The 26,940-nt window shown below is 71.5% G+C and carries 22 protein-coding genes; 6 read left to right on the top strand and 16 right to left on the bottom strand.

Translation table 11 applies throughout. The features are described from left to right. Nucleotides 1-151: 151 nt before the first annotated feature. Together ACFWV2_RS14620 and ACFWV2_RS14615 are read right to left on the bottom strand one after the other, a co-directional pair. Nucleotides 152-1,150, bottom strand: a complete 999-nt coding sequence (locus tag ACFWV2_RS14620; protein WP_384405327.1) for a TrmB family transcriptional regulator — start codon at nucleotides 1,148-1,150, stop codon at nucleotides 152-154. Between the two features lie 137 nt (nucleotides 1,151-1,287). Continuing rightward, nucleotides 1,288-5,022: a S8 family serine peptidase gene (locus tag ACFWV2_RS14615; RefSeq protein ID WP_384405326.1), complete on the bottom strand. Its 3,735-nt coding sequence runs from the start codon at nucleotides 5,020-5,022 to the stop codon at nucleotides 1,288-1,290. A gap of 269 nt (nucleotides 5,023-5,291) precedes the next feature. On the opposite strand from ACFWV2_RS14615, the gene ACFWV2_RS14610 reads away from it, so the two are divergent. Then, nucleotides 5,292-5,606 (top strand): hypothetical protein, encoded by a 315-nt coding sequence (locus tag ACFWV2_RS14610; RefSeq protein WP_384405325.1) that lies wholly within the window; start codon nucleotides 5,292-5,294, stop codon nucleotides 5,604-5,606. Nucleotides 5,607-5,629: 23 nt separating this feature from the next. Then, complete coding sequence (locus ACFWV2_RS14605) at nucleotides 5,630-5,926, top strand: hypothetical protein (RefSeq protein ID WP_384405324.1); 297 nt, start codon at nucleotides 5,630-5,632, stop codon at nucleotides 5,924-5,926. 26 nt (nucleotides 5,927-5,952) lie between these two features. On the opposite strand, the gene ACFWV2_RS14600 is transcribed toward ACFWV2_RS14605, so the two are convergent. The 4 genes from ACFWV2_RS14600 to ACFWV2_RS14585 all read right to left on the bottom strand — a co-directional run bounded on the left by ACFWV2_RS14600 (nucleotide 5,953) and on the right by ACFWV2_RS14585 (nucleotide 9,868). After that, a complete protein-coding gene (locus ACFWV2_RS14600) occupies nucleotides 5,953-7,332 on the bottom strand; it encodes a chloride channel protein (protein WP_384405323.1) in 1,380 nt (459 codons plus the stop codon). A gap of 32 nt (nucleotides 7,333-7,364) precedes the next feature. Continuing rightward, nucleotides 7,365-7,937, bottom strand: a complete 573-nt coding sequence (locus tag ACFWV2_RS14595; protein ID WP_384405322.1) for a potassium channel family protein — start codon at nucleotides 7,935-7,937, stop codon at nucleotides 7,365-7,367. A 320-nt stretch (nucleotides 7,938-8,257) separates the two neighbouring features. Continuing rightward, nucleotides 8,258-8,503 (bottom strand): TetR/AcrR family transcriptional regulator, encoded by a 246-nt coding sequence (locus ACFWV2_RS14590; RefSeq protein ID WP_384405321.1) that lies wholly within the window; start codon nucleotides 8,501-8,503, stop codon nucleotides 8,258-8,260. A 9-nt stretch (nucleotides 8,504-8,512) separates the two neighbouring features. Then, complete coding sequence (locus tag ACFWV2_RS14585) at nucleotides 8,513-9,868, bottom strand: DUF2254 domain-containing protein (RefSeq protein WP_384405320.1); 1,356 nt, start codon at nucleotides 9,866-9,868, stop codon at nucleotides 8,513-8,515. 251 nt (nucleotides 9,869-10,119) lie between these two features. On the opposite strand from ACFWV2_RS14585, the gene ACFWV2_RS14580 reads away from it, so the two are divergent. Next, complete coding sequence (locus ACFWV2_RS14580) at nucleotides 10,120-11,967, top strand: glycoside hydrolase family 15 protein (protein WP_384405319.1); 1,848 nt, start codon at nucleotides 10,120-10,122, stop codon at nucleotides 11,965-11,967. A gap of 9 nt (nucleotides 11,968-11,976) precedes the next feature. Here the strand turns inward: ACFWV2_RS14580 and ACFWV2_RS14575 are convergent, their stop codons facing one another. Together ACFWV2_RS14575 and ACFWV2_RS14570 are read right to left on the bottom strand one after the other, a co-directional pair. Continuing rightward, nucleotides 11,977-13,752 (bottom strand): cation:proton antiporter, encoded by a 1,776-nt coding sequence (locus ACFWV2_RS14575; protein WP_384405318.1) that lies wholly within the window; start codon nucleotides 13,750-13,752, stop codon nucleotides 11,977-11,979. A gap of 506 nt (nucleotides 13,753-14,258) precedes the next feature. Continuing rightward, nucleotides 14,259-15,098 (bottom strand): SDR family oxidoreductase, encoded by an 840-nt coding sequence (locus ACFWV2_RS14570; protein WP_384405317.1) that lies wholly within the window; start codon nucleotides 15,096-15,098, stop codon nucleotides 14,259-14,261. A gap of 298 nt (nucleotides 15,099-15,396) precedes the next feature. Between ACFWV2_RS14570 and ACFWV2_RS14565 the strand changes: the two genes are divergently transcribed. Next, a complete protein-coding gene (locus ACFWV2_RS14565) occupies nucleotides 15,397-16,215 on the top strand; it encodes an SDR family NAD(P)-dependent oxidoreductase (protein ID WP_384405316.1) in 819 nt (272 codons plus the stop codon). A 148-nt stretch (nucleotides 16,216-16,363) separates the two neighbouring features. On the opposite strand, the gene ACFWV2_RS14560 is transcribed toward ACFWV2_RS14565, so the two are convergent. From ACFWV2_RS14560 to ACFWV2_RS14545, 4 genes are all read right to left on the bottom strand, one after another. Continuing rightward, entirely contained in the window at nucleotides 16,364-17,059 is a 696-nt protein-coding gene (locus ACFWV2_RS14560) for a 2OG-Fe(II) oxygenase (RefSeq protein WP_384405315.1), read from the bottom strand. Then, complete coding sequence (locus ACFWV2_RS14555; RefSeq protein WP_384405344.1) at nucleotides 17,056-17,439, bottom strand: tail fiber domain-containing protein; 384 nt, start codon at nucleotides 17,437-17,439, stop codon at nucleotides 17,056-17,058. Before ACFWV2_RS14555 ends, ACFWV2_RS14560 begins: the two co-directional genes overlap by 4 nt. Nucleotides 17,440-17,441: 2 nt before the next feature. Continuing rightward, on the bottom strand, nucleotides 17,442-17,981 hold the full coding sequence (locus ACFWV2_RS14550; protein ID WP_384405314.1) for a hypothetical protein: 540 nt from the start codon (nucleotides 17,979-17,981) through the stop codon (nucleotides 17,442-17,444). 799 nt (nucleotides 17,982-18,780) lie between these two features. Beyond that, nucleotides 18,781-19,314 (bottom strand): hypothetical protein, encoded by a 534-nt coding sequence (locus tag ACFWV2_RS14545; RefSeq protein ID WP_384405313.1) that lies wholly within the window; start codon nucleotides 19,312-19,314, stop codon nucleotides 18,781-18,783. 252 nt (nucleotides 19,315-19,566) lie between these two features. Here ACFWV2_RS14545 and ACFWV2_RS14540 point away from each other — a divergent pair, with 252 nt between their 5' ends. Both ACFWV2_RS14540 and ACFWV2_RS14535 read left to right on the top strand, forming a co-directional pair. Beyond that, nucleotides 19,567-20,088 (top strand): DUF5597 domain-containing protein, encoded by a 522-nt coding sequence (locus ACFWV2_RS14540; protein ID WP_384405312.1) that lies wholly within the window; start codon nucleotides 19,567-19,569, stop codon nucleotides 20,086-20,088. 346 nt (nucleotides 20,089-20,434) lie between these two features. Further along, a complete protein-coding gene (locus ACFWV2_RS14535) occupies nucleotides 20,435-21,802 on the top strand; it encodes an MFS transporter (RefSeq protein WP_384405311.1) in 1,368 nt (455 codons plus the stop codon). 72 nt (nucleotides 21,803-21,874) lie between these two features. Here the strand turns inward: ACFWV2_RS14535 and ACFWV2_RS14530 are convergent, their stop codons facing one another. The 4 genes from ACFWV2_RS14530 to lnt form a co-directional block, all read right to left on the bottom strand. Beyond that, nucleotides 21,875-23,767, bottom strand: a complete 1,893-nt coding sequence (locus tag ACFWV2_RS14530; protein WP_384405310.1) for a helix-turn-helix domain-containing protein — start codon at nucleotides 23,765-23,767, stop codon at nucleotides 21,875-21,877. 77 nt (nucleotides 23,768-23,844) lie between these two features. Beyond that, a complete protein-coding gene (locus ACFWV2_RS14525) occupies nucleotides 23,845-24,660 on the bottom strand; it encodes a 3-hydroxybutyrate dehydrogenase (RefSeq protein ID WP_384405309.1) in 816 nt (271 codons plus the stop codon). A gap of 55 nt (nucleotides 24,661-24,715) precedes the next feature. Then, nucleotides 24,716-25,198, bottom strand: a complete 483-nt coding sequence (locus ACFWV2_RS14520) for an NUDIX domain-containing protein (protein WP_384405308.1) — start codon at nucleotides 25,196-25,198, stop codon at nucleotides 24,716-24,718. Between the two features lie 120 nt (nucleotides 25,199-25,318). Next, the gene (gene lnt / locus ACFWV2_RS14515; protein ID WP_384405307.1) at nucleotides 25,319-26,917 is read right to left on the bottom strand and encodes an apolipoprotein N-acyltransferase; all 1,599 of its coding nucleotides are present in this window, start codon (nucleotides 26,915-26,917) and stop codon (nucleotides 25,319-25,321) included. Nucleotides 26,918-26,940 lie beyond the last annotated feature (23 nt).

Here is a 26,940-nt window from a genome sequence, read left to right as displayed (position 1 = left end):
TCTCTCTGGGCTACGAGAGAAACCATAGCCGTGACACCACCCAATGTCTACTCCCGCCGACATAGATTTCCGCGCGCGTGTCAGTGAGGTAATCGACTCCCGCTCGCGCGCCTGGGGCCACGCCGCCGCGATCCGGCGGCGCACCTCCTCGTCACGCCGGAAGATGCTCCGCCCAGCCGCTCCGGACCGCGAAGGCGCCCAGCTGCATCCGGGTCTGGACTCCGGCCACGTCCATGAGACGGCGCAGGCGGCGGTGGAGGGTGCGCAGGGACAGACCGAGTTGGGTGGCGGCCGTCTGGTCCGTCAGTCCGGCCAGGAGCAGCGCCAGGATCCTGCGGTCGAGCTCGGTGGGGCCCTGCGGGCCGGCCTCGACGACGGCTTCGGATTCGGCTCCCGTACCCGAAAGTTCGAGGGGACGGGCCGTGCGCCATACCGTCTCGAACAGCGCGTCCAGCGCGTCGAGCAAGCCACTGCGGTGCAGCAGTGCGGCGCCGGGCTCGCCCGCCGGGGTGACCGCGAGCGGGACCAGGCCGAGGTGCGCGTCGGCCAGCACGAGTTTCATCGGCAGGTGGTCGGTGACACGCAACTGCACTCCGTTGCGCAGGGAGTCGACGGCGTCGCGGACGATCCCGGGCTCGGCCAGCACGGCGCGGTCGAGTACGGCGCGGAAGAGCACTCCACGGTCGAGGGCCATGGGTTCGGCCGTGTTCTCCTCGGGGGGCAGGGCGACGAACGGCGCGGTGATGAAGGAGCGGACCTGTGTCCGGGCCGCCTGCTGCACCTGGAGGAAGCGATGCCGGATGGCGTCGACGCCCGTGACCACCTCGATCAGATCACTGATGCTGCTGCCGGTCATCGCCGCCCGGTGTTCCTCGGCGAAGGCCACGAGGGCGTGCTCGGCCATGCGCAGCCCGTCCCGGCGCTGGCTGATGAGCGCACCGAGCGCCATGGCCGGCGGTGCGGCGGTGAATCGCTCGTCGGCCGATCGGGTCGCCAGTCCCCACTCGGTCAGCCGGGACAGCGCCGTGTCGACTCGGGCCCGCCGCAGGGACAGGAGGTCGGCGAGAGTGACCGCGCTGGAGTTCGGCTGTCCGAGCAGTGCCCGGTATACGCGCTCGTCGTCGGGTTCGAGGCCCAGAACATCCAGCATCCGCGATCGACTCTCTTCCGCTTGTCGCAGCGGGGAGAGTATGCGCCATGGCGGCAGACCTTGAATAGCCCCTGGTGGGAGCATGTGCGGGGGGAGGGGCCCCGGGGAGTTGCCGCCCCGGGGCCCGACAGTCCGGTTCATCGCAGGCCGTACGCCCGGATGATCTCGTTCCTGACGCTGAAGCCGCTGTCCGTCGCGGCGCTCGCGCGCAGTGAGACGAAGCCGCCCGGCTTCTTGGCCGTCCTGAACGACCCCGTCCAGGAGCCACCGGGGCCCTTGGACAGGGTCACCTTCTGCCAGGTGGTGCCGTCGTCGTACGAGACGTCCAGCGTCACCGTTCTGACGGTGCCCGGCACGGTGCCGAGGTCCATGGATTCCGGCGTGAGCGCGATCTGCTGGGTCGCGTTGGCCCTGACGTCACCGTGCAGGTCCGATTCCACCTCGTAGTCCAGGTTCAGCACCGAGAACGGCTCGAAGGACTCCGAGTCGACGGTGTCCGAGAGGAAGGTCCACTCGGTGTGCGTACGCGTCGACAGCCGGAAGACGTCACCGGGCCGCTCCGCGTCGAGGACGGCACGGTAGGGCAGTCTGCCCGCCGGCACCTCCACCCACTGCATGTCGCCGCTGACCGGGTTGTCGTGGATCAGCGTGTCGCCCTGGAAGACCTGCAGGTGGGAGGGGGTCTCACCCCACGGCAGATAGCCACCGAGCCGCATGGTGTCGCTGGCGGAGGCCCACGCCTGCACGTTCCAGGTCATGAAGTTCCGCCAGCGGGAGTTGTACACGCCGAAGGATTCGCTCTGGCCGGGCCGGGTCACCGGAGCGAACCAGTCCAGCCGGGTGGTGCTGCCCTTGGTGTACGTGTTGTCGCCCGACACCATCGACCACGGCAGCGGTCCGTCGACACCCTGCGTGTGGAACTCCCGCCAGACCTGACCCGGCGTCACCCACTCGGTGCGGGTGCCCGGGTGCCACTCTTTCTCGGGGAAGTTGAGCGACGGGCTGAGGGTGAAGTCGGAGCGGTAGCCCTCGGCCGAGCGGCCACCCGCGGCCGCGTAGTAGCGGGCGTCGATCCGGGCGAGGTCCTGGTGGGTCGGCTGGTAGACGAGAGCCCGGTCCGGCACCTGGCCGGGGTAGTCACGGGTCAGGTCGTAGACGTACGGGGTGTACTCGCTCTGCTTCATGGTCAGCTTGTGGGTGCCCGCCCTGGCCATCGCGACCAGGGCCTTGCCCGCGTCGCGGTGCACGGTGGCGACCGGGACGGCCGACTCGCCGACGTACTCCATCAGGGCTCCGACACCGTCGTTGACCACGAGGAGCGCCTTCGCTCCGGCCGCGGCGGCGGACTCGGCGCGCTCCTGCGGCGAGACCTCGTCACTGCGCTCGACGACGACGATCCTGCCCTTGGCGCCGAGGCCCTCGTACGCGGCCGCCGCGCCGTGGCCGGCGTAGACGATGCCCAGGGTGTCCGTAGCGGTGCCCAGGGCGCTGCCCGCCTGCACCCGGGACTCGAACCGGAGCCGGCCGTTCGGCGTGGTCAGGCCGAGTTGCGGCTCGCCCTTGCGCCAGCGGGTGGTCAGGATGAACTCGCCCCGCTCCATGGGCTCCGTCGGGGCGACGTAGACGTCGTCGTACGCCGGGGGCAGCACATAGGCGCTGCGGTAGTCCATGTACGGGTCGAGGCCGTCGTAGTGGACGTTGAAGTCGACCTTGCGCTGGCGGTCCTCGGTGAGCCGGGGGGCCTCGGTCTGCAGCAGGCGTGCCTTGCTCGCGTCCAGCACCACCTCCGCCGAACCGTCCTGGAGCACCGTCTCGGGATCGACGAGCACGGCGAGACCCGAGCGGTCCGCCTTCTCTCCTGCCACGTCGAGGTACCCCGCGACGGTGTAGAGGCCGGGCGCCACGCGCATGGTCGTCGAGCCGTCGACGTAGACCGACCACGGCCATACGTCTCCGGCCAGATTGACTCCGACCCAGCCCGAGGCGGGCCTGCCGTCCTTGCCGACCAGCTTGATGTTCAGGTCGTGACGCTCCTCCTCCTTGAGGAGTGCGACGGACGTGCGAGTCAGGGGCTGTCCGGTGACCGCGTCGGTGGCGACGACGTAGCCGGCGTGCCGCCCTGCCGACACGGCTCGCGGGTCCCCGGTCACCGGGACGGTGGCGGTGCCGCCTGCCGGGACGGTCACGGCGGTGGCTCCCAGCGTGAACGGCCCGTCGCCATCGGTCAGCGCCAGGTTCAGCGTCACGTCGGCGGATCCGGTGTTGGTGAGGGTCAGGTCCTTCGTGACGGCGACGTCGTCCGGCTGGTGCGGCCAGGTGTGGTTGCCGAAGAAGAGCGATCCGGTGCCACGGACCTCGGTGCGCACGGCAGCGGCCACATCGAGTCGGCCGGTGCCGACCTCGTACGGCGAGTACCCGCCGTCCAGGCCCCGCGCGGTGCTCGTCAGGTGCTCCTTCAGCTGCGGGCCGCTCCACTCCGGGTGCCGCTGGGCCAGGATCGCCGCCGCGCCCGCCACATGCGGTGTGGCCATCGACGTACCGCTGAGGGTGCGGTAGAGGCCCTCCCCGCCGTCGGTCATGTCCTGCGACCGGGCCGCGGTGATGTCGACGCCCGGTGCGGCGATGTCCGGCTTCATGCCACCGGAGACGGCCAACGGGCCCGTACTGGAGAAGGAGGCGAGCCGGTCCCGCTTGTCCGTGGCGGCCACGGTCAGCGCCGACGCGGCCGCGCCCGGGGCGGAGATGCTCTCCGGCCCCGCGTTGCCGGCGGCTGTCACGAACAGCGTGCCGTACCGCGCGGAGAGCGCGTCGACCATCTGCGACATCGGGTCGCTGCCGTCCGTCGGGTAGGAGTCGCCGAGGCTCATGTTGACCACGTCCGCGCCCGACTCGGCGGCCCACTGCATGCCGGCCATGACCCAGGAGTTCTGGCCGGAGCCCTCGGCACCTCCGAGCACCTTGCCGACGATCAGGTCGGCGCCGGGCGCCACGCCCTTGTTCGCGCCTCCGGAAGCAGCTCCGGAACCGACGATCGTGCCGGCCACGTGCGTGCCGTGCCCGTTGACGTCGGTGACGCCCTCGCCCGGCACGAAGCTCGCCGTGCCGTCGATCAGGTCGGCGACGTCGGGGTGGTCGACGTCGATGCCGGTGTCGAGCACCGCGACCTTGACGCCCTTGCCGTCGTAGCCGGCGGCCCAGGCCTGAGGCGCGCCGATCAGCGGCACGCTCTCGTTCAGCGTGGCCTTCACGCGGCCGTCGAGCCACAGCTTCTCGACTCCCGCGCCCAGCGTGGCGCTGCCCTGCGGCGCAAGAGAGGTCCAGAAGGTGCGCGCCTGCCGCTTCTCGGTGCTGAGCACCGCACCCCTGATGCCTTCGAGCTTGCGGGTCAGCCTGCTGCCTCGGAGGGGCGTCGGCTCTCCGGCCGCGCGTGACGTCGGTCCGGCGTACGTCGCGATCAGCGGCACCGCGACCGACTTCGCGTCGTCGTACCCCATCTCGATCAGGTCGGTGACGTTGAACAGCCTCCGGTCCAGCTTGTCCGTGCCGAGCAGTGGCGCCGCTTCGTCCGGGATGACGAACAAGTCGCCGTTGGACTCCTGGAGTCTCACACCGCCGACGGCGCCGTCCGGACGGTCGACGTCGGCGTTCTGCCTGCCGTCGGCCGTGGTGGTCACGGTGACGACATCTCCGGTGACGAGGGTGACCTTGTGGGTCGCCGACGGCTTGGCGGACACGGCGGGCTTGCTCGGGGCGGCTTGTGCGGGCGCGTGCAGAACGGCGATGCCCGACGCCAGCAGGGGCACGGCGGTGGCCGCCGAGATCAGGCGCCGGCGCCCGCGCCAGAAGGCGGAAGCATGAGAGGGGAAGTACATGCCCCGGGTCTACCGACCGGTGGAAGCCGGCGTGAAGGCCTCGCGACGGCAAGTCCTCGCCATGGCACATGTTTGTCAGCCGTGAACCGTGCGATTCCGGGCGACAACGTCTGTTCATGGCAGTGCTGTTCGGTACACGGACCGACCGGCCGGCTCCTGGCTCGCCTCGCGAGCGAAGGCCCACCCGTTGCGGTCTTGTTGAGTGCACGACAAGAAAGCTACGGTTTACGCGCGTCCACCAGCCGTCATCAGCGAGGAGTCGATGCGCCATGCCGCACATCAAGCGTGTCCTTGCGACCGGTGCCACCGCGGTCGCCGCCGCCGCACTGCTCCAGGCCCCGGCCCAGTCCGCGGTCGTCCCGGAGCACGCGGTCATCACCTGTCAGAGCGCCGGCTTCTACGCCAACTACAACAGCTCCTCCGGCCCCACCGGCCTGGTCCGCACCCTGTCCTACGGCGACAAGGTCGGCCACACGCGCGGCGCCCACCCGGTCTACAACGGCTGGGCCGCCACCTTCGACTTCGGCCCCAACGACTGGGGCTACGTGCGCCACGAGTGCATCGGCGGCTACGGCTCGTGGTGAGCCGGACTACGAGAGGAAACGTCATGTCCGCACCCCGCACCGTCCGCGCGCTCCGCACCACCGCGGTGGCAGCCGCCATCGGCGCCACCCTGCTGCTCTCCGCCGGCCCCGCCCAAGCCGCCAACGGCACGGTCGGCGAGCGGGAGACCGTCTGCGCCCAGGATCTCTTCGTCCGCACCGCCCCGCTGGGTGCCTGGATGGGCACCCTCTACCAGGGCCAGACCTTCCACGTGGAGAGCAAGCAGTCCGGCTGGGTGTACGGCTTCGCCTACGGCCACATCAACCGCCACGGCTGGGTCCAGGACGGATGGTTCTGCTGAGCACGGCTCCGTCGGGACCCCGTCCGTCAGGCCCGCACGATTCCACCCTCAGGCTCCCTTCCGCGTCGGCGGCGGGACGTGGCCGACGGACCGGGCGGAAGCAGCTCGGCGGTGACGAAGGCCGTCACGGCCGCCAGAATCACCACCGGGATCGTCTCGGAGTTCCCGAGGACCAGGACCACGAGGGCCACGCTGCTGACCGGAAGCCGTAGCGCGGCGGCCGCCGCCGCGGCCATACCGGCGGCGGCACCCGGGATCACCCCGAGGCCGGGCAGCGGCGCGAGCAGTACGCCTGCCGCCGCGCCCAGGAAGAGTACGGGGAACACGAGTCCGCCGCGGAGGCTGCCCAGGCACAGGGCGTACGCGGCGGACTTGCACAGCAGGACGGCCAGAAGTGCGCCCACGCTCCAGGCGTGCGGATCGGCGGCGAGTTCGGCCAGGGAGGCCTGGCCCGACGAGGCGACCTCGACCGGGGTGCGACCCGTGACGACCGTGTAGAGGGCGGCGCAGCCTCCGGCGGCGACCGCGCAGATCACCGTCCGGACGAACGGGGAGTCCGCCACGAAGGCAGCGGTCAGCCGGCCACCGATGATCACCAGATGCACCAGCGCACCGATGCCTGCCGCCAGCACGACCGACCACACCACGTCGCCGGTGTCCAGGCGTGGGGGCGACGTGGGGAAGTGCACGGAGAGACTGCCGGTCTCCAGGCCGGTCCAGCGCCCGAAGCCGGTGAACACCACCGCCCCGACGCCGCTCGACAGCAGAGCGGGAAGCATGACGACGAACAGCTGCGGACCACCCACGCCCGCCACCTCGATCAGAAGGACCGCGGCGATGAGCGGGTTGCCGAAGATGGCGGCGATGCCTGCCGCCGCGCCGGCCGCACCCAGCAGTGCGGTGCTCTGCGGGGTGGCGGGCGCGCGGACGAGACGACGGAAGAGCAGGGCGAGGCCGCCGCCGAGCGCGATCAGGGGCGCCTCGGGGCCGAGGGCCGCGCCGAGTGGCAGGCCCGCGGCGGCTGCGACGATCACTCCGGGCAGGGCGGCCGCCGAGGCGGCTCCCGCGTGCAGGCCGTACGCCGGAACGTGACCGCCCGAGCCGGGCAGACGCGTCACGACCAGCCCCACGAGGACCCCGGCGACGGAGAGCAGCGGCACTGGCCACCAGGCCGGCGGCGTGTCCCAGCCGAGTGACTTCGGCACGTCCGCCCACAGCACGTGTTCCAGCTCGTGCAGACCGACCAGGAACCAGAAGGCCGCCAAGGAGATGGGGATGCCGATCAGAGCGCTGAAGACCAGGACCTTGCGGTACGCGGGCGTCCGCAACAGCTCGCGCAACCGGTCGGCCTCCACGGAATCCGCCGGACCTCGATCGGGAGCCGGGCGGGCTTTCGGCGGCGTCATGGGTCAGTCCTTCCGGGCCGGGGAGACGACGATCACTGTTCACGCTGTTCCGGTGCCGGGGAGGGCCGACGTCGCTCCAGGCCGAGCCGTACCGCTCCGACCATGACCTTCGCGATCACGCCTACCAGGATGAGGTCCGCCACCATCTGGAGTGTGGTCAGCACCCGGGCCGTCTGGGAGACGGGCACGATGTCACCGAAGCCGACGGTGGCGAAGACGGTCACGGTGAAGTACAGGGAGTCGGTCCGGCTGAGCGGCTCGGAGAAGGAGTGCCCTCCCTGTTCTCGCGCGTAGAGGAAATAGGTGGCCGAGAACAGCAGCAGGAAGAGCGGGACGGCGGTGGTCAGCGCCTCGACGGCGCGCAACCGGGGGTGTGACGAACCGATGATGCTGACCGCCTGCAGGGCGAGCAGGACGCCGATGCCCAACAGACCCATCACGAGCACCGTGGCGGTGTGCTGATCGAGGTCACGGCCGAGGGGAAGCAGGAAGTACGCCACGGTGGCCGCCGCCACCACGACCGTGGAACGCAGGAGCGGCAGGAGCAGGCGCATGCGGGGCGCGCGCAGCCACCGCTCCCGGTCACCCCCCCGCGGCGTACTCATGAGGCCGCCGGCTCCGTGATCCGGCGCCGCGGATCCGCCGACACGCTCCGCTGCCGCTCGGGAGACGGCACGCGGTGCGAGGGATCCGGCCGGCGGGGCTGGGGTTCCATACGGATCTCCTGCGAGAGCACTCCGCGGGTGGCCGCGAGCGGCGGAGCACCCGCCGCCAGTCCAGCAAAGGCGCTCCTTCCAGGTCCCGCGACCGGAGCCACGCCCGCACGGGGCCCTCCGGTGCCGCCGCCCTCATGGCGTCACCGAAGGACACGGACCGTCAGCCGCACCACCTGTGGCGGCCGTTCGGGTGAACCCCGGCCCCCGTTTCAGCGGGGGCGCGGAAGGTCCGCGGCCGGTTCCACCCCGATGACGGCGATCCTGCCTGGTGGGCCACCGCCGTGGATCGCGGGCTTGCCGACTCCGGCCCGCGCCGCGACGGCGTCCATCGGGACCGCCCCGATCCCCTGCTCGTGGACCATGTCCACGACCGCGTTCAGGACGGCTCCGCCGACCCGCCCCTCCCGCGGGCGGCCCGGCCCTCGCGCGGGCCCCTCCGACAGCGTACCCACCATGCCCAGAGCCTACGGCCGCGCCCTCCGGCGCACGGAGGCCGGGGGCGGGTGGGGTGGTGACGACGGGGAATCACCCGTCCGGGGACGAGGGTGTCCGCCGATGCCCTGGCGGTCGGCATCCTGCGCGATGGCTCTGCGGGTGGCGTCGGGAAACCCTCGCTCGATCGACTCCTGGAGGAGGTGCAACTCGGCACGCACGGCGGCCTGCTGTGGCGGGGGCAGTGCGTCGAGCAGATCTTCGAGCATGGCGCGGAGCCGTCGGCAGATCTGCACGGACGACGCTCCGTAGTCGCGGATCTCACAGACGGCGAGCTGCAGGTAGCTCTCCCAGTCACGCCCGGGTAGCACGAGCCGGGCGTGGCCTTCGCGATCGGCCAGAACGTAGCGCCCGGGGAGACGCTCCCTGCCGACCGTGTGCAGAAACGACTCGATGTAATTGATCACCTGCACGGCGGTGGTCGGGTCGTTCACCGCCGGGGAGAGGGCCCTGATCGCGATGTCGACGAGAACCCGTACGGCGAAGGCCGGGTCCTGCTCGATGGTGCGCTCGGGCCCGAGGGCGACCAGCGCGGTCACCCGGTCCGGGTCGGGTGTCGACGTGCCCCCGTGCACCTCCACGAGGACGGTGCCCGCCGGTACGAAGTCTCCGATCAGCCGGGTCACGACGAAGACGCAGTCGTGGCGCGCCGCCTCTGCGACCAACCCGGCGACGTCGAAAGCCTGGACGGCTCCGCCGTGTCCGGTGCTGAGACGCAGCACCGGAGTGCCGGTCGGCACGGTTCCGTCTCGGCTCGGCGCCGCGCCCCGGACGGCCGAGGCGCCCGTGGTGAAGACGTCCTCGCCCATGCGCGTGACCAGCTCGGCGATGGCCACCGGTCGGAGGCTGTGGGTGAACCGGTTGAGGTAGATGAGCAGGAGCACGAGGCTGACGGCCACCGCGACGCCGGCCAGGGTGACGCCGAGGTCGGGGACGGAGCCGGATTCGATGCTGCGCAGCAGGGAGAAGGCGAACGCGAAGGTCCCGGTGAAGGTGGCCAGAACAGCTTTCTGCAGCCTGTCCCGGTACCACAGGCGCATGTAGCGGGGGGAGAGGGTTCCCGTGGCCTGCTGCACGACCAGTACACCGATGGTGACGACGAATCCGAGCAGGGCGACCATCGCCCCCACGATGGCGGTGAGGACGTCGCTCGCCGTCGTCGCGGAGTAGTGCCAGCCGCTCGGCGGCCAGTCGGCGGCGTCGGCTGCGAGGGCGAGTTCGGCGAGGAGGGCGCCGAGGACGAGACCGAGCATCGGCACGATCCACAGGCTTGCCTTGACGTATTGGCGCAGCTTGAACCGGGCCGCCCAGGACGTCGGAACACCCACGTCACGCCCCCTTCGCCTGGAGCAGTCGGGTGCTCTGCGGGCACATGAGACGGCTCTGCGGGATCACCGTCATCTCACGGTAGGGCGATCGGGGGACCTGCGCAGCAGCAGCACTCCCGCCGCCCTCCGTACGTGAGGCCGGCAGGACGAACCGGACACCTCGGCCTAAGCTGATCGGGTGTCGCCGGGGCCACCGGACCCCGGCGCGACAGTGCGCCGCGCGTGGTCGACCGGTGATGGAAGAGGCCCCGATGGACGACTACCCCCTGATCGAGGACCACGGTCTGATCGGTGACCTGCAGACCGCGGCCCTCGTGACGACCGATGCGACGATCGACTGGTTCTGCTGTCCGCGCTTCGACTCCCCCAGCGTCTTCGGCGCCCTGCTCGACCGGCGGAAGGGCGGCCACTTCACCGTGCGCCCGACAGCGGAGACGTACACGACCAAGCAGCTCTACCACCCGGACACCGCCGTCCTGGTGACGCGCTTCATGACCGAGGCCGGTACGGGCGAGGTCGTCGACTTCATGCCGGTGACCGGGACGACGGCGACGCCGCGGCACCAGCTGGTCCGCATGCTGCGCTGTGTCCGCGGCAGCATGACCTTCGAGGGCGAGATCGCTCCGCGCTTCGACTACGGCCGGAAGCCGCACGAGCTGCACATCACGGAGCACGGGGCCCTGTTCACCTCGGCGGACATGAACCTCGCGGTCCACGCCGTCCGTGAACCGCAGGACGACCGGCTCCTCGACATCCTTTCGGGCGACAAGGACCTGCGCTTCACCTTGCCTCTGCGAGCGGGTCAGCAGCGTGGCCTGGTCATGGAATCCTCGCCGGGAGGACCGCCCCACGAGGTCCGGGTGGCGGAGTTCGAGAAGCTCTTCGACGAGACGGTCCGCTTCTGGCGCTCGTGGCTCAGTCAGTCCACCTATTCAGGGCGGTGGCGGGAGGCGGTGGAACGCTCGGCCGTGACGCTCAAGCTCATGACCTACGCGCCCACCGGCGCCCTGGTCGCCGCCCCGACGGCGGCTTTGCCGGAGCAGCTCGGCGGCGAGCGCAACTGGGACTACCGCTTCACCTGGATCCGCGACGCTTCCTTCTCGGTCTACGCCTTGCTGGGCCTGGGTTTCAAGGAAGAGGCGACGGCGTTCATCAGCTGGCTGCACGACCGGGTGAAGGAGGAAGCCGACCAGGGTGACGGCACCGGGCCGCTGAACATCATGTACCGGGTCGACGGTTCGTCCGACATGGTGGAGGAGACCCTGGAGCACTGGGAGGGATACTGCGGCTCCGCCCCGGTCCGCATCGGCAACGGGGCGGCGACCCAGCTGCAACTGGACATCTACGGCGAGGCGCTCGACAGCATCTACTTCGCGCACCAGCACGGCATGCATCTCGACAACCGGGGCTGGAAGGCCCTGCACACCCTGCTGGACTGGCTGGTCGACCACTGGGACCAGCCCGGGGAAGGGCTGTGGGAGACCCGTGGCGGCCGGAAGGACTTCACCTACGGCCGCGTGATGTCCTGGGTGGCCTTCGACCGCGCCGTGCGCATCGCCACCGACGACGGCCGTCCGGCGGCGCGCGGCCGCTGGGTGGAGGCGCGGGACGAGATCTACGCGCAGGTGCTCAGCAAGGGATGGGACGTGAACAAGCAGGCCTTCGTGCAGCACTACGGCGACGACGTGCTCGACTCGTCGCTGCTGCGCATGCCGACGGTCGGCTTCATCACGCCGGACGACCCGATGTGGACATCCGCCCTGGACGCGATGGACCGTGAACTGGTCAGCGACAGCCTCGTCTACCGCTACAACCCCGAGGCGTCACCCGACGGACTGAGCGGCTCCGAAGGAACCTTCTCCCTGTGCACGTTCATGTACGTCGACGCCCTCGCACGGGCCGGGCGCACCGACATGGCCCGTCTCGTGCTGGAGAAGATGCTCACCTACGCCAACCATCTGGGCCTGTACTCCGAGGAGATAGACCTGACCGGACGGCAGTTGGGCAATTTTCCCCAGGCGTTCACGCACCTGGCCCTGATCGACGCGGCGATCACCCTGGACCCGCTGCTCCAGGGGACGCGAAGGAGCGGACTGTAGGAGCGCGTCTCACCGCCCGGCCGTGGTCGGGACGGGACCGAGGAGGACGACGGTGTCCCCCTCCTCGGGGACGGCCGCCTCGCTCTCGGTGACGGGGTCCAGGCGGTGGTCGGCTCGCACCACGAAGAGCGTGTCGTGTCCCGGCGGCGGCGGGTCGGAGAAGGGTCTCACCACGAACCGGGCGCCCCGCCCGTAACGCTCCGCCAGGACGTGGCGGACGAGGGAGCGGCCGAAGAGGATGTCGCCGCCGGTGTACGGAGCCACCACGCCGTGGCTGTCGTGCGGTGGCCCCACCCGGTAGACGGGCCCCTCGACGTTGTCCTGCATGACGACCGACGCGAGGGCGTTGAAGTCGTCGTCGTCGGTGGCCAGGAAGACGGCCGCCACGCCCTCCAGACGAGCCCCGGGGTTGATCCCCGTCGCCAGCAGATCACCATTGGCGAGTGCGAGGCCTGTCTGCTGGATCCTCTCCCGTTCCTCTTCGCGTCCCGCCCACATCAGCACGTCGAGGCCGGCGGACCGCAGGGCCCGCCCCAGGTCGACCACCCACGGCTCGCCGCCCACCAGCAGGACGCGCGTACCCGTCGTCCTGACGACTCCGAGCCGTCTCGCCACCGGCACAGCCGTCAGCGCGTACAGCACGACGGTTCCCACGATCACCAGGAAGGTGACGGGGAGGATCTTCTCCGCCCCGGCCACCCCCCGTTCCACCAGGCCGGAGGAGAAGGCCGATGCCGTCGCCGCCGCGACGATGCCGCGGGGGGCCATCCATCCGACGAAGGCGCGTTCGCCACGGGAGAGATCCGTGTGCACGGCGGCGCCGAAGGCCACGATCGGTCGGACGGCCAGGACGAGGATCGCGATCAGGCCGAGGGAGGGAAGGAGCACCGGGACCAGGGACGCGGGGGTGACGGTGGAGGAGATGGAGATGAACAGCAGGCCGATGATCAACTGGACCAGGGTCTCCAGGAAGGGTCGGCGCGCGGGCATGTCGAAGCCCCGGATGTTGGAGACCGCCAGCCCCGCCACGATCGCGGCGATGAGCCCCGTGTCGTCCCGTACGACGTCGCAGACCGCCGCTGCACCGATCACGATGGCGAGTTGGGCCAGTGTTCCCAGGGTCTCGCCGAGTCGAAGGGTGCGCAGGGTGAACCACAGCAGCGCGGTCGCCACCGCCCCGCCCACCAGCCCGAAAGCGAGGCTGAGGGCGAACTGCCCCAACTGGTAACCCCGCCCGATGTCGATCTGGTGGGACGACGCGACCGCGTGGAAGGTGAGCGCGCCCAGGATGGCGCCGATCGGGTCGATCAGCGTCCCCTCCCAGATCAGGATGCGCCGCACCTTGTCGCTCGGTCGTACGAAGTCGAGCAGTGGCCCGACGACCGTGGGCCCCGAGACGACGAGGATCATGCCGAGCATCGCGGCCACGCGCAGGGGCATGTCGAACATCGCGGGTCCCACCGCCCCGGTGACGAGGAAGGTGAGCAGCACGCCGTACACGAGCAGCCTGACCACGATGCCTCGGGTGTGGTGGGCGAGCTTGCGCAGGTCGAGCCCCAGACCGGCGTCGTAGAGGATCACGGCGACGGACAGCGACACCAGGGCCGAGAAGCCCGGACCGAGCAGCTTGTCCGGGTGGATGACGTCCGTCATCGCGCCGGCCGCGAACCCGACGGGAAGCAGGATGATCAGGGCGGGGACGCGCAGCCTGCTCGCCAGGATCTGCGAGCCGGTGGCGAGCACCACCGTCAGGGCGAGTCCGATGAGGATCTCGTCGTCGGTCACAGCGGCTTCCTTCGTCGGAGTCCGGGCACGAGGGGGACGCAGCGTGGGCCCGGGCGATCAGCCGCTCCGAGCCACACCGTCACCGTCCGTGCCCCTTCCGCCTCGTAGCTCGGCGTCCGTGAGCCCCTCCAGCTCCCCGCGGGTGTCCAGCCGGTGGAAGAGGACGACGGCCGGCAAGCCACGAGGGCCCCCAGGGTGACGATCGCCGGCCATGTCAGGGTGGCGGGCGCACCGGCGGCGTCGGCCACGGCGACGCTGAGCAGGCCGAGACCGTGGGTGAGTCCGTGCCACACGTGGGGGGAATCCTCACGGGTGACGAACCCGGTGATCGCGGCCAGGGGGGTGACTGCGGCGAGAGTGCCCAGTCGCCGCCTCCTGTGGGAGGCCAGGGTGAAGGCCATGAGTTCCCGGGCCGGCAGCGGCTGAGCCGGGGCACCCGCCGGCAGGTGGAGCGAGGTGGACATACGCGCCCTAGCTGCTCGTGAACATGACGGGCCGGGAAGGGGTCATCCGCCGGTGGCGAACCCGGGGAAGAGGGTCATGCCCCCGTCGACGTACAGGGTGGTTCCCACCACGTAGTCCATGAGGTCGGAGGCGAGTGCGACCACGGCGTGCGCGATGTCCTCGGGATCACCGATCCGGCCGTACGGAATCAGTTTCAGCAGTTCGTCCCTGGCCTCGGGTGTCTCCCACGCTCCACGGTTGATCGGCGTCCTGATCGCCCCCGGCGCGACCGCGTTCACCCTGATCTTCTCCGGTGCGAGCTCCTGGGCGAGGGTCTGCATCATCATCTGCACACCGCCCTTGGAGGACGCGTAGTTGACGTGGCCCGCCCACGGGATGAGCTGGTGCACCGAACTCATGCAGATGATCTTCCCGGCGGCACGGGACACCTCGGGTACCACTCCACGGCGCCGGAACTCCTTGGCCGCCTCCCGGGCGCACAGGAACTGTCCGGTGAGGTTGACGTCGATGACCTTCTGCCACTGGGCGAGGGTCATCTCGGTGAGCCGGGCGTCGCGCTGCAGTCCCGCGTTGGCGACCATGATGTCGATGGTCCCGAACTCCTGGACCATCCGGTCCGTCATGGCCGTGACCTGGTCCTCCTGGGACACGTCCGCCTCGTAGGCCGCCGCGCGCACCCCGAACGAGGCGATCTCCTCGACCACTTCCTCGGCGGCCTCACGACCCGCCACGTAGTTCACGACCACGTCGGCGCCGGCTCTGCCCAGGCCGATGGCCGTGGCCTTGCCGATGCCCGAGTTGGCCCCGGTGACCAGCGCCTTCTGGCCGTGCAGCAGACGCGCGGGGATCACACCCCGCGGTGCTTCCACGGTGGAACCCATGTCGCCCTGCCTCCTTGCGCGTCCGTGCTCCGCCGCGGCCGGCCGGGCACGGACGTCACGCAATCACCGGATGCGGTGGTCGGCAGGCCCCGAGAGCCGTCGTTGCGCTGCCCGGCCGAGCATGTTCGTCCGATCGGGCCAGCGGTCCTGGCGTCAGCCCAGCCGAGCGAGGAGGTGGTCGCCGACGCGCGGGGCGTGGGCGACGGCCGTCAAGGACGGGTTCACGGCGCCGATGCTCGGCACTCCTTAGGATCACCGGGACGGGGACGGCGGACGAGACACGGGAGAGGCAGCGGACATGGCGAACGAGCGCGTGTACCTGGTGACCGGCGGTGGAACGGGGATCGGGGCCGCGACCGCGCGGTCGTTGGCCCGAGCCGGACACCAGGTGGCGGTGTCCGGGCGCCGTCCCGAACCGCTGCGGCTGGTCGCCGAGGAGACCGGCGCCCTGCCCGTACCGTCGGACATCGGAGACCCCGCCGCCGTGGCCTCGCTCGTCGAGACGGTGGTCGGTACGTACGGGCGGCTCGACGGCCTCGTGCTCAACGCCGGCATCGGGCGGGGTGGCGGGGTGGGCGAGGTGACCCTGGAGGACTGGGACGAGGTCATGCGGACCAACCTCACCGGTCCGTTCCTGCTGCTGCGCGCCGCGCTCCCGCACCTGCTCGACGTCCGCGGCGCGGTGGTCGCGGTGGCCTCGGTGTCCGCTCTGCGCAACGGCGTCGGCAACGCCGCCTACGCCACGTCGAAAGCGGCGCTGCTCCAGTTGTGCCGCTCGCTCGCTGTCGACTACGGGGGCGCGGGGCTGCGCGCCAACACCGTGTGCCCGAGCTGGGTGCGCACCGACATGGCGGACCGTCGGATGAACCGGTTCGCCGACGAGGCGGGCCTGGGCGGGAACGGTCTGGAAGCGGCGTACGAGGAGGTGACCCGGGTCCTGCCCGCCGGACGCCCCGGTGAGGCCCACGAGGTCGCGGAGGCCATCGCCTGGCTGCTGTCGCCCGCCGCGTCGTTCGTCAACGGTGCGACGCTCACCGTCGACGGCGGCGCGACCGCACTCGACCCCGGCACCCTCGGCTTCGAGTTCCGGCTGGAGCCACGCGCCCCGCGGGCCTGACCGACAGTCCCGGCGGCCATGACCGGTCACGCTCCACTGTCGCGGTCACCCCGCCGGGCCGGGACGGCCGTCAGATCGGAGTCGGGGATTCGTCGGCAGTAGGCGGCGAATCCCCGACTCCGATCACCAGGCCCTGTCCGGTGGATCGTCAGGACGAGGCCGCCTTCTCACCGGCATGCGCCCCCTCGCGGTGCGTCGGGTCGGGTCCGCACAACCAGCCGTTGACGGCGAAGCGGCTGTCCGCGTGCTGCTTGCCCGGGCACACCACCGGTCGCACCTCGTGCCAGGCGGTGGGCAGGAAGAACACGATGCTGTCGTGCTCGGGTTCCCAGTCCCGCCAGGTGCGTTCCTCCCACTCTCCGGTCGTCTCGGTGTGCAGCGGGAGGGCGGCGTCGAAGACGCGCAGCTCGCCGCCCCCGAACGGCCGGGGCGTGCGGTGCAGGTAGTACACGAACGTGAGCAGACGCCGGGGGGCGTACGCGACGCTGGTGTCCTGGTGCGGCCCGTAGAAGTCCCCGTCGTTGTGCACGTTGAGGCCGTAGCGGGGTTCGGTGTGGCCGCAGTCGACGCCCAGCGTGTGCTCGACCGCCTCCCGGACGTCATCGATGGCCGCCAGCAGTTCGGGCGCCTCGAAGTCGGGGCACGACCGGGACCTGCGCAGGTCGGGGTCCAGCTCCCGGTCCCGGACCATCGAGGGCTTCAGCCGGTCGCCCGTGGAGGCGATGGCGCGCTCCAACAGGAGGCCGGCTGTGCGCTCGCCCAGGAAGCCGGTGATGCGGCAGACCGTCACGGGCAGCCGCCAGATCGCGTCCGTGGACACCGGGGAGAGACTGTCCGCCGTCATCGCCCCGCCTCGGACGGGGCCACGGCGGTGGTCTCGCGCAGCCGGGTCACTTCGGCCTGGAGTTCCTCCACGTGGCGATGGAGCGCCTGGATGCAGACCAGGGCCACGCCGAGGCCGTCGACGACGGGGATCCTGGTGTCGTCCCGGTTGAAGCCGAAAGCGGCGTGCCAGTCCTGGGCCATCGGTCCGAGGTGACGGACGTCGTCGGGTTCCCAGAGGTAGCGCCAGGTGCTGACCGGTAGCGCTGCCACGGTCTCCAGGACGGTGAAGCCGTTGACCGCGCCGACCGGGGTCACCGCGGTGCTGTCCGGCGTACCTGCCGCGCCCGGGTCCGGGGAAGCGTGGCCGGCCGCCCGGGCCCGCCGGTGGAGGATCCGCATCGTCACCGGCTCCAGTCGACCGGGACCACGTCCTGCTTGAGCCCGCGGTCACTGCAGAGCGAGCACGGGGAGCCCGGTACCCCGGGCCCCTGGTCCGTGCCGACGGTGATCGCGCCGTGGGCCCCGACGGGCGCGTGGACGCCGTCGCCGACGAGCGCGGCCTCGTAGCCGCCGAGCAGCTCCTGGAGCGTTCCGGGACCCAGGTTCTCCGGGGCGGTGATGGAGGCCACACCGTCGTAGTCGGTGAAGGCCGCTCCGAGCGTGCGGCCGCCGACGGTCGCGAACACGATCTTCGCTCCCGGGATGGGCTCCCCGGTGAGGGCGTCGGAGAGCATCGCGTGGATGTTCTCCAGCTGCATCTGGGTGACGTTCAAGGTCGCCTGGCTGGTCGTGAGCCTGACCGGCTTCAGGCTGGGGCATTCCGCGCCGCTGCACGGCGCGGGCGACGAGGGGGTCGCGGTCGCGGTGACACCGCTCCCCGCACCCAGCGACGCCAGAGCGGCTGCCATCACCGCGACGGTCTTACGTCCGACAGAACCCATGTCCACTCCCTGGGAGCCGCGCGGGCGCTCCGCACCGGCGCGGGAAGGCCGGGACGGTCCTGGCACGTGCGGCACTCGACCGGCGCCGCCCCACGTGGGACGACGCGGACGACCGTAGCCACACCCGTCCGGGATGGGCGTCCGATGAACACGACTTCGCACCATCTGATGAACCGCCGACGGTGCCGTGACGAACGCGGACGATTCATTCCGGCCAGCGCGTGGCCGCCCTGAGCATGCGTGGCCGACCCGCCGACTCCGACGACCGCGATGAGGCGGAAGCCGCCCGGAACCCACTGTGCCGCCCGTACGAGGGGAGATCGCGGCTGTTCAGGTGGGTGAGGTCCGGGCTGTCTTCATCCATGGGCTGTCCCGGCCCGGCTCCGGGCGGGTGGTCCCGCCCGGACCCGCGGCGCAGGAGACAGACGAGGAGATCGGGGAGATCGAGGGAACAACCCCCTGAACGCCACACCGGAGAGTGGAATCAGACGGCGACGTACGTCCCTCGCCCCTCCTGCCCGTAAGGTCCCGGCGACAGTCGGCGAGCGGAGGAACCCTTTGCGGCTGCCCGCTGACGACCAGGCGCCGAAGGGGGCCCGCCACCACCCGCTGACGGGCTCTGTGTTGGGGGCTGCATCCGGTCGTCCTCGGCGTGGGCCGAGCACCGGGGTTCATTCCCGTACAGCGCACTGCCCCGGTGGGTACGCAACGAAAGAGGCTCCCGGTTTACGACTGGGACCCCCTTTGTCGCAGTGCGCATCGATGGCCTGCATCGCCCCGCCCCGTACGGCAAGCCCCGTCAGTCCGGGAAGGAGAAGTAGAGCGCCTCGCTGTAGAAGGACGCGAAGTGCCGCTGCCAGTCGGCTCGGACCGATGCCAGCCAGTCGTCGTTCTGGCCGGCGATCGCCGCCTCGGCTTCGGCGACGGCGTCGGGGACGTCCTCGGACGCCAGACGCCGCACGCTCGCTGCCGGATCGTCGCCCGTCATCGAGACGATCTCCCCGGCCTCGAGGACGAAGTACTTCGCCTGCTGCTTCTCAAGGTGGGCCGTGGTCCTGTCAACGCATGCGGCGAACTCGACGTCGCCTTCCAGGCCTTTGCCGACCGCGCGCAGGAGGTCCAGGAGCAGGGCCACCCCGTCTGCGTAGTCCGCGGCGATGCCGATCGGAGGGTTCCAGATCATGGACGGGACGATGGCCGTTCCGCGCCCCACCAGGAGCTTGTGTGCGAGCGGGATCTCCCCGTTGTGCTCGGATATGCATCGGATCCGCTGAGGGACCTCTGCCTCGCTCGGCATCGAGTCTGCGGAGTAGAGATACGAACGGTTCGCCATGGTGGCGACGCTAGCACCGGAGACCGACAACGCCAGCGCCGCCGGACTCCTGGCGGCCCTGAGCCCGGGCATGCCGGTCAGGGAGCACCTGGCGGAGCCGGTGCGGGGCCTGGGCGCCGGAGGGAAGCAGCTCTCCGAACGTCACCTGGCCCTCGCGGACCGCGGCGACGGGACAGTGATCATGGTGCAGGTGGAGAACGAGGTCGGGCTCCTCGGCTCCCCGCGTTCCCACGGCGCGGCCGCCCTCGCCGCTTGGGAGGCCCCCGTACCGTCCGAGCACTCGCGGCGCTCGAGTCGGAGACCCTGCGCGCCCAGCCGGAGGGCCGCGTCCGCGGCTTCCGGGTGGAGCCCGGCGAGGAACAGGTGATCCGCCTCGCCGCGTACGAGTTCGTCATCCGGGTCCACACGGAGCGCGTCGACGGCGAGGCCTCCGGCCACGGCCTCCTCCTCCAGGTGGACACGCACACCTTCATCGCAGCTGGTCACAACTTCACCGTGGACCCGTCGCCCCGCGACGGCCGCCCGGTCGCCCTCCTCCGGGCCGAGGAACTCGTGGTCCAGGACGGCCGGCTGTCACCGCAGCGACGGCTCAACGGCGACGAGACGTTCGCGGGAACCCGCATCCGTATCGCGGAGACCCCGGCCCCCATGCACGGCTTCATGCTCACGACCGGAACCCAGTCCGGCATCGTCCGCTTCTCCGTGTACTCCCGCGAGACGGCACCGGTCGCACACGCGGGCGACGCTCTGGTGACGGCGCAGAACGACCGCTGAGCACCGGCACACGGACCTGGTGCGAGGAGGTCCCCGGCTCGCGCGGGCCTTGACACTGCCCGACGGTGCGCGGCAGGTCGAACGAGTCCGACGGAACGGCGTGGTTGACCGTTCCGTCGGACGACTGTCGGGGAGGAGCAAATGCGGACATCGCCGTGCGTAGCTCGCTCCCCACCGGACCGTTCGGTGTCACAGGCCTTCGGCGGGATCGAAACAGCAGGCCATGGAGGCCCGGCGCACACAGCGCACCCGAACTATGGTGTCCCACCACATACGCCCCTGACCTGCCCCTTCCTACGGTATGGCGACACCGAAACGTCCCCGTACCCGCCTGGAAGTGGTGCACATGGCCGCCGCAACAACCTCCCCGACGCCACCCAACTCCCTCAAGAGGATCGTCGCCGCCAGCCTCATCGGCACCACCATCGAGTGGTACGACTTCTTCCTGTACGGGTCCGCCGCGGCGCTCGTGTTCAACAAGTTGTTCTTTCCCGAGTCCGATCCGCTGGTCGGGACGCTGCTGTCCTTCCTGACGTACGCGGTCGGGTTCGCCGCGCGGCCCCTCGGGGCGCTCGTGTTCGGGCATTACGGGGACCGGCTCGGGCGGAAGAAGCTGCTGGTGCTGAGCCTGCTGCTGATGGGTGGGGCGACGTTCGCCATCGGGCTGCTGCCGACGCACGCGACCATCGGGTCCGCCGCTCCGGTGCTGCTGACCGTGCTGCGGCTCGTGCAGGGCTTCGCGCTCGGTGGCGAGTGGGGCGGGGCGGTGCTGCTCGTGTCCGAGCACGGGGACGCCAAGCGGCGCGGGTTCTGGGCCTCGTGGCCGCAGACCGGTGCGCCGGCCGGGCAGTTGCTCGCGACCGGTGTCCTCTCCGCACTGACCGCGCTGCTCTCGGACGCCGCCTTCACCTCCTGGGGCTGGCGCGTTCCCTTCCTGCTCTCGGGTGTCCTGGTGATCGTCGGCCTCTGGATCCGGCTCTCGGTCGACGAGTCGCCCGTCTTCAAGGCGGCCCTCGCCGCCGCAGAGGAGCGCAAGGCCGTCGCCGGGCAGGCCGAGAAGATGCCGCTGGTCGCCGTGTTGAGGCACCACTGGCGGGACGTGCTGATCGCGATGGGCGCCCGCATGGCGGAGAACATCTCGTACTACGTGATCACCGCGTTCATCCTCGTGTACGCCACCACCGAGGTCGACCTCTCCAAGCAGACCGCCCTGAACGCGGTCCTCATCGGCTCCGCCGTCCACTTCGCCGTCATCCCCGCCTGGGGCGCGCTCTCCGACCGCATCGGCCGCCGGCCGGTCTATCTGATCGGCGCGATCGGCGTGGGGGCGTGGATGTTCCCGTTCTTCTCCCTCATCGACCGGGGCTCCTTCGGCAGCCTGCTGCTCGCGGTCACCGTCGGCCTGATCCTGCACGGGGCGATGTACGCACCTCAGGCGGCCTTCTTCTCCGAGATGTTCGCGACGCGGGTGCGCTACTCCGGCGCGTCCATCGGCGCCCAGTTCTCCTCCGTGGCCGCCGGAGCGCCCGCCCCGCTCATCGCGACCGCGCTCCTCGCCGACTACGGGAACTCGACCCCGATCGCCCTGTACGTGATCGCCGCCGCGCTGGTCACGATCGTCGCCATCGCGTGTGCCCGGGAGACCCGCGACCGTGACCTCGGGGAGATCGAGGAGCGGACCTCCCCGGCATCCCGCGTCCGTGCCGAGGTCTGATCCGCGAACCGGCACCACGGACGAGCCCCGTGCCCCGCCCTCACCGGCGCCGCACGGGGCTCTCGCCGTGTGCTACCTGCCGGTGACCGCGTCCGCGAGGGCGTGCAGGCGCAGCGCCAGCTGGATCTCCAGTGCGCGCGACGGGGACTGCCAGTCGGGGCCGAGGAGCCGGCCGACCCGTTCCAGGCGCTGGGCCACCGTGTTGACGTGGACGTGGAGTTCGTCCTTGGTACGGGCCGGGCTCATGCCGCTCGCGAAGTAGGCGTCCAGGGTGCGGACCAGGTCGGTGCCACGGCGCCGGTCGTACGCGACGACCTGGCCGATGGTCCGGTCGACGAAGCCGTCGACGTCCCGGCCGTCGGCGAGCAGGAGGCCGAGGAAGCCGAGGTCCTCGGCGGCGGCGCCCTGGCCCGCGCGGTGCAGCAGGACGAGCGCGTCGAGGCAGCGGCGGGCCTCCCCGTACGCGACGGCCACCTCGCCCGGCCGCTCCAGGGGTGCCCGCACGGGCGCGGAGGCGCCGACGGTGACCGGTTCGCGCAGGGTGCCGCCGAGGCTCCGCGCGGTCCCCCTGGCGAGTTCGGCGGCGCTCTCGCCGGGGCCGAGCGGCAGCAGCAGGACCGTACCGCCGTCGCGTGCCGAGGCGAGTCCGTGGCGGGTCGCGGCGAGGTGGGTGGCCGCCGACCACAGGCGCTGGCGGTCGGCGCCCTCGCGGCCGCCGGCGTCGGGGTCGGCCGCGCCGCCGGCCCGGTCGATCCGGGCGGCGAGGACGACGTGCGGGGCCTCGCTGTCGGTACGGAGCCGGGCCGCGCGCTCCCTGAGCAGGCGGCGGTCGCGGTCGGGGGCGTCGAGGAGGTCGTCGAGGAGTTCGCCCCGTACCCGCTGTTCGGCCTCGCCCGCGGAACGGCGGGCGAGCAGCAGCAGGGAGGTGACGAGGGCGGCGCGCTCCAGGGTGCGCTGGTCGACCGGGTCGAGGTCGGGCCGGCCGCGGAGGACGAGGGCGCCCAGGGTCTCGCCGCCCGCGGAGACGGCGGCGACCCAGTCGTCGCCCTCGCGGACGGCGTGGCCCCCGGCGCGGCGGACGGCTCCGGCGCCCTCCTCGGTGAACTCCACGGTGCCGCCGAGGACTTCGGAGACGGCGTCGGTCACGTCGTGGACGCCGCCGCCGTGCAGGACGAGTTCGGAGAGCCGGTCGTGGACCTCCGAGGCCCGCTCGATGACTCCGCTGTGTTCGCGGATGATGTCGTTGGCGCGCTCCAGCTCCGCGAGGGCGGAGCGGGTCTCCGCGAGGAGGTTGGCCGTGTCGATGGCCACGGCGGCGTGCGCGGCCAGGGAACCGAGCAGGGCGACCTGTTCGCGCTCGAAGACCCTGGCTCTGCGGTCGGCGGCGAAGAGGACGCCGATGACCTGGCTGCCGAGGCTGAGCGGGACGCCGAGGATGGCGACGAGGCCCTCGTCCCGTACGGCCGCGTCGATGCTCCGGGTGTGCTGGAAGCGCGGGTCCTCGAAGTAGTCGTCGGTGACGTACGGGCGGGCCGTCTGGGCGACGAGGCCGCCGAGCCCCTCCCCCATTCCCAGCCTGACCTGCTGGAAGCGCGCCGAGACCGAGCCTTCGGTGACCCGCATGTAGGTGTCTCCCGCGGCCGGGTCGTTGAGGCTCAGATAGGCGACCTCGGTGCCGAGGAGGGAGCGGGCGCGCTGGACGATGGCCCGCAGTACCGCGTCGAGGTCGCGGAGTCCCGCGAGGTCGTGGGCGGTGGCGAAGAGCGCGGACAGCTCCGCCTCGCGCCGCCGCCGTCCCTCCAGCTCGGCCCGGACCCGCAGGGCGAGCTGCTTGGCCTCTTCGAGCCCGGCCAGCGCCTCGGGGCCCGCGCCGCTCGCACGGGCGAGGAGCACGGGCCGGTCGTAGGCCTCCGTGGCCGCTCCGCGGGCGAGGAGTTCCAGGTAGGAGACGTGTTCGTGGGGCATGGACACAGGGATACCTGCCGTAGGTGTGGTCGCACCACCCCTGTGGACAGCCTTCTGGACCACGTTCGGCCGGCCGTTCAGTGCGCGGTCCAGCCGCCGTCGAGGGTCAGGGAGGTGCCGGTGATGAACGAGGCCTGGGGGGTGCAGAGATAGAGAACGGCCTCGGCGACCTCCTCCGGTTCGAGGAGCCGCTTGAGAGCCGAGTCCTTCAGCAGGACCTCGGAGAGGACCCGCTCCGGGGGGATGCCGTGGGCCGCGGCCTGGTCCGCGATCTGCCGTTCGACGAGGGGGGTGCGTACGTAGCCCGGGTTGACGCAGTTGGAGGTGACCCCGTGCGGGGCGGCTTCGAGGGCGGCGGTCTTGGAGAGGCCCTCGAGGCCGTGCTTGGCGGCCACGTACGCGGATTTGAAGGGGGAGGCGCGCAGGCCGTGGACGGAGGAGAGGTTGACGATCCGGCCCCAGCCCTGGGCGTACATGTGGGGCAGGGCGCCCCTGATGAGCCGGAAGGGCGCCTCCAGCATCACGGTGAGGACGGTGTGGAAGACGTCCGGCGGGAACTCCTCGATGGGGCGGACGAGCTGGAGTCCGGCGTTGTTGACGAGGATGTCGGTGCCCGCGGCGGCGGCCTCGGCGGCGTCCAGGTCGGTGAGGTCGAGGAGCCGGGGTTCGAGGCTTCCTGGGAGGGCGGCCGCCTCTTCTGCCAGCCTCTCCAGGCCCTCGGGCACACGGTCGACGGCTCTGACCTCGGCCCCCGCCGCGGCGAGCCGCAGCGCGCAGGCGCGCCCGATGCCGCCGGCCGCGCCGGTGACGAGCGCGGTGCGGCCGGTGAGGTCGAGGGTGACGGCGCGGGGCTGGGCCGGGGACAGGGGCGCCGGTGCGGGTGCGGGGCTCATGCTCCGCACCCTACGAAGGGCCCTCTCCCCCACCGATGTGCGCCGAGTCCATAGTTCAGCTGGTGGGTGTGGTGCGGAACCATGTGGGTTCGTCGGCCAGCGCCTTCTCTATCCGCAGATGGGAGAAGCGCGCCATCTCGGGCAGGCCGTCCACGTCGAACCAGCCGACGTCGGTGGACTCGTCGTCGTTGACCCGGGCCTCGCCGCCGACCGCGCGGCAGCGGAAGGACACGTCCATGAACTGGCACGCGTCGCCGTTGGGATAGACGATCGGCGTGTCGAGGGTCTCGACGAGCACGATCCGCTCGACCTCGCAGCGGACGGCTGTCTCCTCGTACACCTCGCGCACCGCGCAGTCGGCGGGCTGCTCGCCCGGGTCGACGATGCCGCCGATGATCCCCCACTGTCCGTTGTCGGAACGTCGGCCGAGCAGCACCCGGCCCCGGTCGTCGAAGACGACGGCGCTCACACCGGGAAGGAAGAGGAGCTGCTGTCCCGCTTTCTCGCGCAGGGACCGGATGAAGTCGGGGGTAGCCATGCGTCCGACCCTAGGTCATGGGCGCACGGCGGTTCCTGCCCCGGTCAGGGCGCGATCCGACATGATCCGCTCGGCGCCGCGCGATCCGCCCGGAACCGGGTCCCTCCGCCCGGAGCGGGCTCATTCCGCCCGCATACGCCGGGCCCGTACGGTGCGGACCACCGACCAGCCGAGGCCGGCGGCCCCGAGCGCCACGAGCAGGGCCTCCGGCAGGGTGCCCATCCGGGTCGCCGGGGTCAGCGAGGAGCGCAGCGGCACCTTCTCGACCAGGACGTCCGGGGTGAACATCCTCGTCTCCGCGACGATCTCGCCGTCGGGAAGGATGACCGCGCTGACCCCGCTGGTGACGGGCACGACCACCGACCGGCTGTGCTCGACGGCCCGCACGCGGGACATCGCGAGCTGCTGGTAGGTCATCTCGGTGCGGCCGAAGGTGGCGTTGTTGCTGGGGACGGAGATGAGCTGCGCGCCCTCGGTGACGGTGTCCCGCACGGCCCAGTCGAAGGCCGCCTCGTAGCAGGTGGCGAGGCCCACCTTGGTCCCCGCGAGGTCGAAGACGCCGACCTTCGTACCGGCGCCGAAGTCGCGGCTCACGCGGTCGACGTCGCTGTTGAAGACCCGGACGAGGGACCTCATCGGGATGTACTCGCCGAAGGGCTGGACGTGCCGCTTGTCGTAGGTGGCGACCGGGCCGCGCTCCGGGTCCCACTCGATGAGGGTGTTGCGGAGCTTGCCGGTCTCGGGGGCGACGACCGCGCCGATCACGGTCGGCACGCCGATCGCCCGGACCGCTCCGTCGATGACGTCGGCGGCGTCGGCGTTCGCGTAGGGGTCGATGTCCGAGGAGTTCTCGGGCCACAGGACGAAATCGGGCCGCGGAACACGGCCGGCCTTGACGTCCGCGGCGAGTTCGCGGGTGCGGGCGACGTGGTTGTCGAGCACGGCCCGACGCTGGGAGTTGAAGTCGAGACCGAGGCGCGGCACGTTGCCCTGGACGGCGGCGACGGTCGCCGTGCCGTCCTCGGCGGTGTCGTCGACGAGGGGCAGGGCCGCGAGGGCGCCGCCGACCGGGACGAGGACGGACAGCGCGGCGACGGCGAGCGGGGCGCGGGGGACGGCGCGGGTGGCGCGGCGCACCCGGACCCGGCGGTACGTCTCGTACAGGCCGAAACCGCAGAGGGCGACGGCGAAGCCGAGTAGCGGCGTCCCGCCGACGGCGGCGAGCGGCAGGAAGACTCCGTCCGCCTGTCCGAAGGCGATCTTGCCCCAGGGGAATCCACCGAAGGGCACGCGCGCGCGTGCCCCTTCCGCGATGACCCACACCCCGGCGGCGAAGACCGGCCACCCCGGGAGCCGGGAGACGGCCGCGACGCCGAGTCCGGCGGCGGCGACGAAGAGCGCCTCGAGGGCGGCCAGGGCGAGCCAGGGGCCGGCGCCGACCTCCTCGCCGGTCCAGACGAGGAGCGGCATCAGGAAGCCGAGCCCGGCGAGGTAGCCGAGGCCGAAGCCGGCGCGGAGGCGGCGGCCCCTCAGGGTCCAGCCGAGCAGGGCGAAGGCGGGCAGCGCGAGCCACCACAGAGGCCGCGGCGGGAAGCTCAGGTAGAGCAGGAACCCGGACAGCAGGGCCGCCCCGGGCCGCACGAACCGCCGCAGCCGGGAGCCCGGCCCGGGTGCGGTGTCGGTGCCGGACGGGTCGACGGGGGTGATGGTGGCGCTCACCTTGCGGAGTCTACGGGTCGCTC

This window comes from Streptomyces sp. NPDC058671, assembly GCF_042716475.1.
Taxonomy (GTDB): Bacteria; Actinomycetota; Actinomycetes; order Streptomycetales; family Streptomycetaceae; genus Streptomyces.
The sequence above is the reverse complement of the archived record's forward strand: the minus strand, read 5'-3'. Positions and strand labels throughout refer to the sequence as shown.

Coding starts and splice junctions, on each gene's coding strand:
- ACFWV2_RS14620 (WP_384405327.1), bottom strand. CDS start 1,150: ATGCTGGATGTTCTGGGCCTCGAACCCGACGACGAGCGCGTATACCGG.
- ACFWV2_RS14615 (WP_384405326.1), bottom strand. CDS start 5,022: ATGTACTTCCCCTCTCATGCTTCCGCCTTCTGGCGCGGGCGCCGGCGC.
- ACFWV2_RS14610 (WP_384405325.1), top strand. CDS start 5,292: ATGCCGCACATCAAGCGTGTCCTTGCGACCGGTGCCACCGCGGTCGCC.
- ACFWV2_RS14605 (WP_384405324.1), top strand. CDS start 5,630: ATGTCCGCACCCCGCACCGTCCGCGCGCTCCGCACCACCGCGGTGGCA.
- ACFWV2_RS14600 (WP_384405323.1), bottom strand. CDS start 7,332: ATGACGCCGCCGAAAGCCCGCCCGGCTCCCGATCGAGGTCCGGCGGAT.
- ACFWV2_RS14595 (WP_384405322.1), bottom strand. CDS start 7,937: ATGAGTACGCCGCGGGGGGGTGACCGGGAGCGGTGGCTGCGCGCGCCC.
- ACFWV2_RS14590 (WP_384405321.1), bottom strand. CDS start 8,503: ATGGTGGGTACGCTGTCGGAGGGGCCCGCGCGAGGGCCGGGCCGCCCG.
- ACFWV2_RS14580 (WP_384405319.1), top strand. CDS start 10,120: ATGGACGACTACCCCCTGATCGAGGACCACGGTCTGATCGGTGACCTG.
- ACFWV2_RS14570 (WP_384405317.1), bottom strand. CDS start 15,098: ATGGGTTCCACCGTGGAAGCACCGCGGGGTGTGATCCCCGCGCGTCTG.
- ACFWV2_RS14565 (WP_384405316.1), top strand. CDS start 15,397: ATGGCGAACGAGCGCGTGTACCTGGTGACCGGCGGTGGAACGGGGATC.
- ACFWV2_RS14560 (WP_384405315.1), bottom strand. CDS start 17,059: ATGACGGCGGACAGTCTCTCCCCGGTGTCCACGGACGCGATCTGGCGG.
- ACFWV2_RS14555 (WP_384405344.1), bottom strand. CDS start 17,439: ATGCGGATCCTCCACCGGCGGGCCCGGGCGGCCGGCCACGCTTCCCCG.
- ACFWV2_RS14550 (WP_384405314.1), bottom strand. CDS start 17,981: ATGGGTTCTGTCGGACGTAAGACCGTCGCGGTGATGGCAGCCGCTCTG.
- ACFWV2_RS14545 (WP_384405313.1), bottom strand. CDS start 19,314: ATGGCGAACCGTTCGTATCTCTACTCCGCAGACTCGATGCCGAGCGAG.
- ACFWV2_RS14535 (WP_384405311.1), top strand. CDS start 20,435: ATGGCCGCCGCAACAACCTCCCCGACGCCACCCAACTCCCTCAAGAGG.
- ACFWV2_RS14530 (WP_384405310.1), bottom strand. CDS start 23,767: ATGCCCCACGAACACGTCTCCTACCTGGAACTCCTCGCCCGCGGAGCG.
- ACFWV2_RS14525 (WP_384405309.1), bottom strand. CDS start 24,660: ATGAGCCCCGCACCCGCACCGGCGCCCCTGTCCCCGGCCCAGCCCCGC.
- ACFWV2_RS14520 (WP_384405308.1), bottom strand. CDS start 25,198: ATGGCTACCCCCGACTTCATCCGGTCCCTGCGCGAGAAAGCGGGACAG.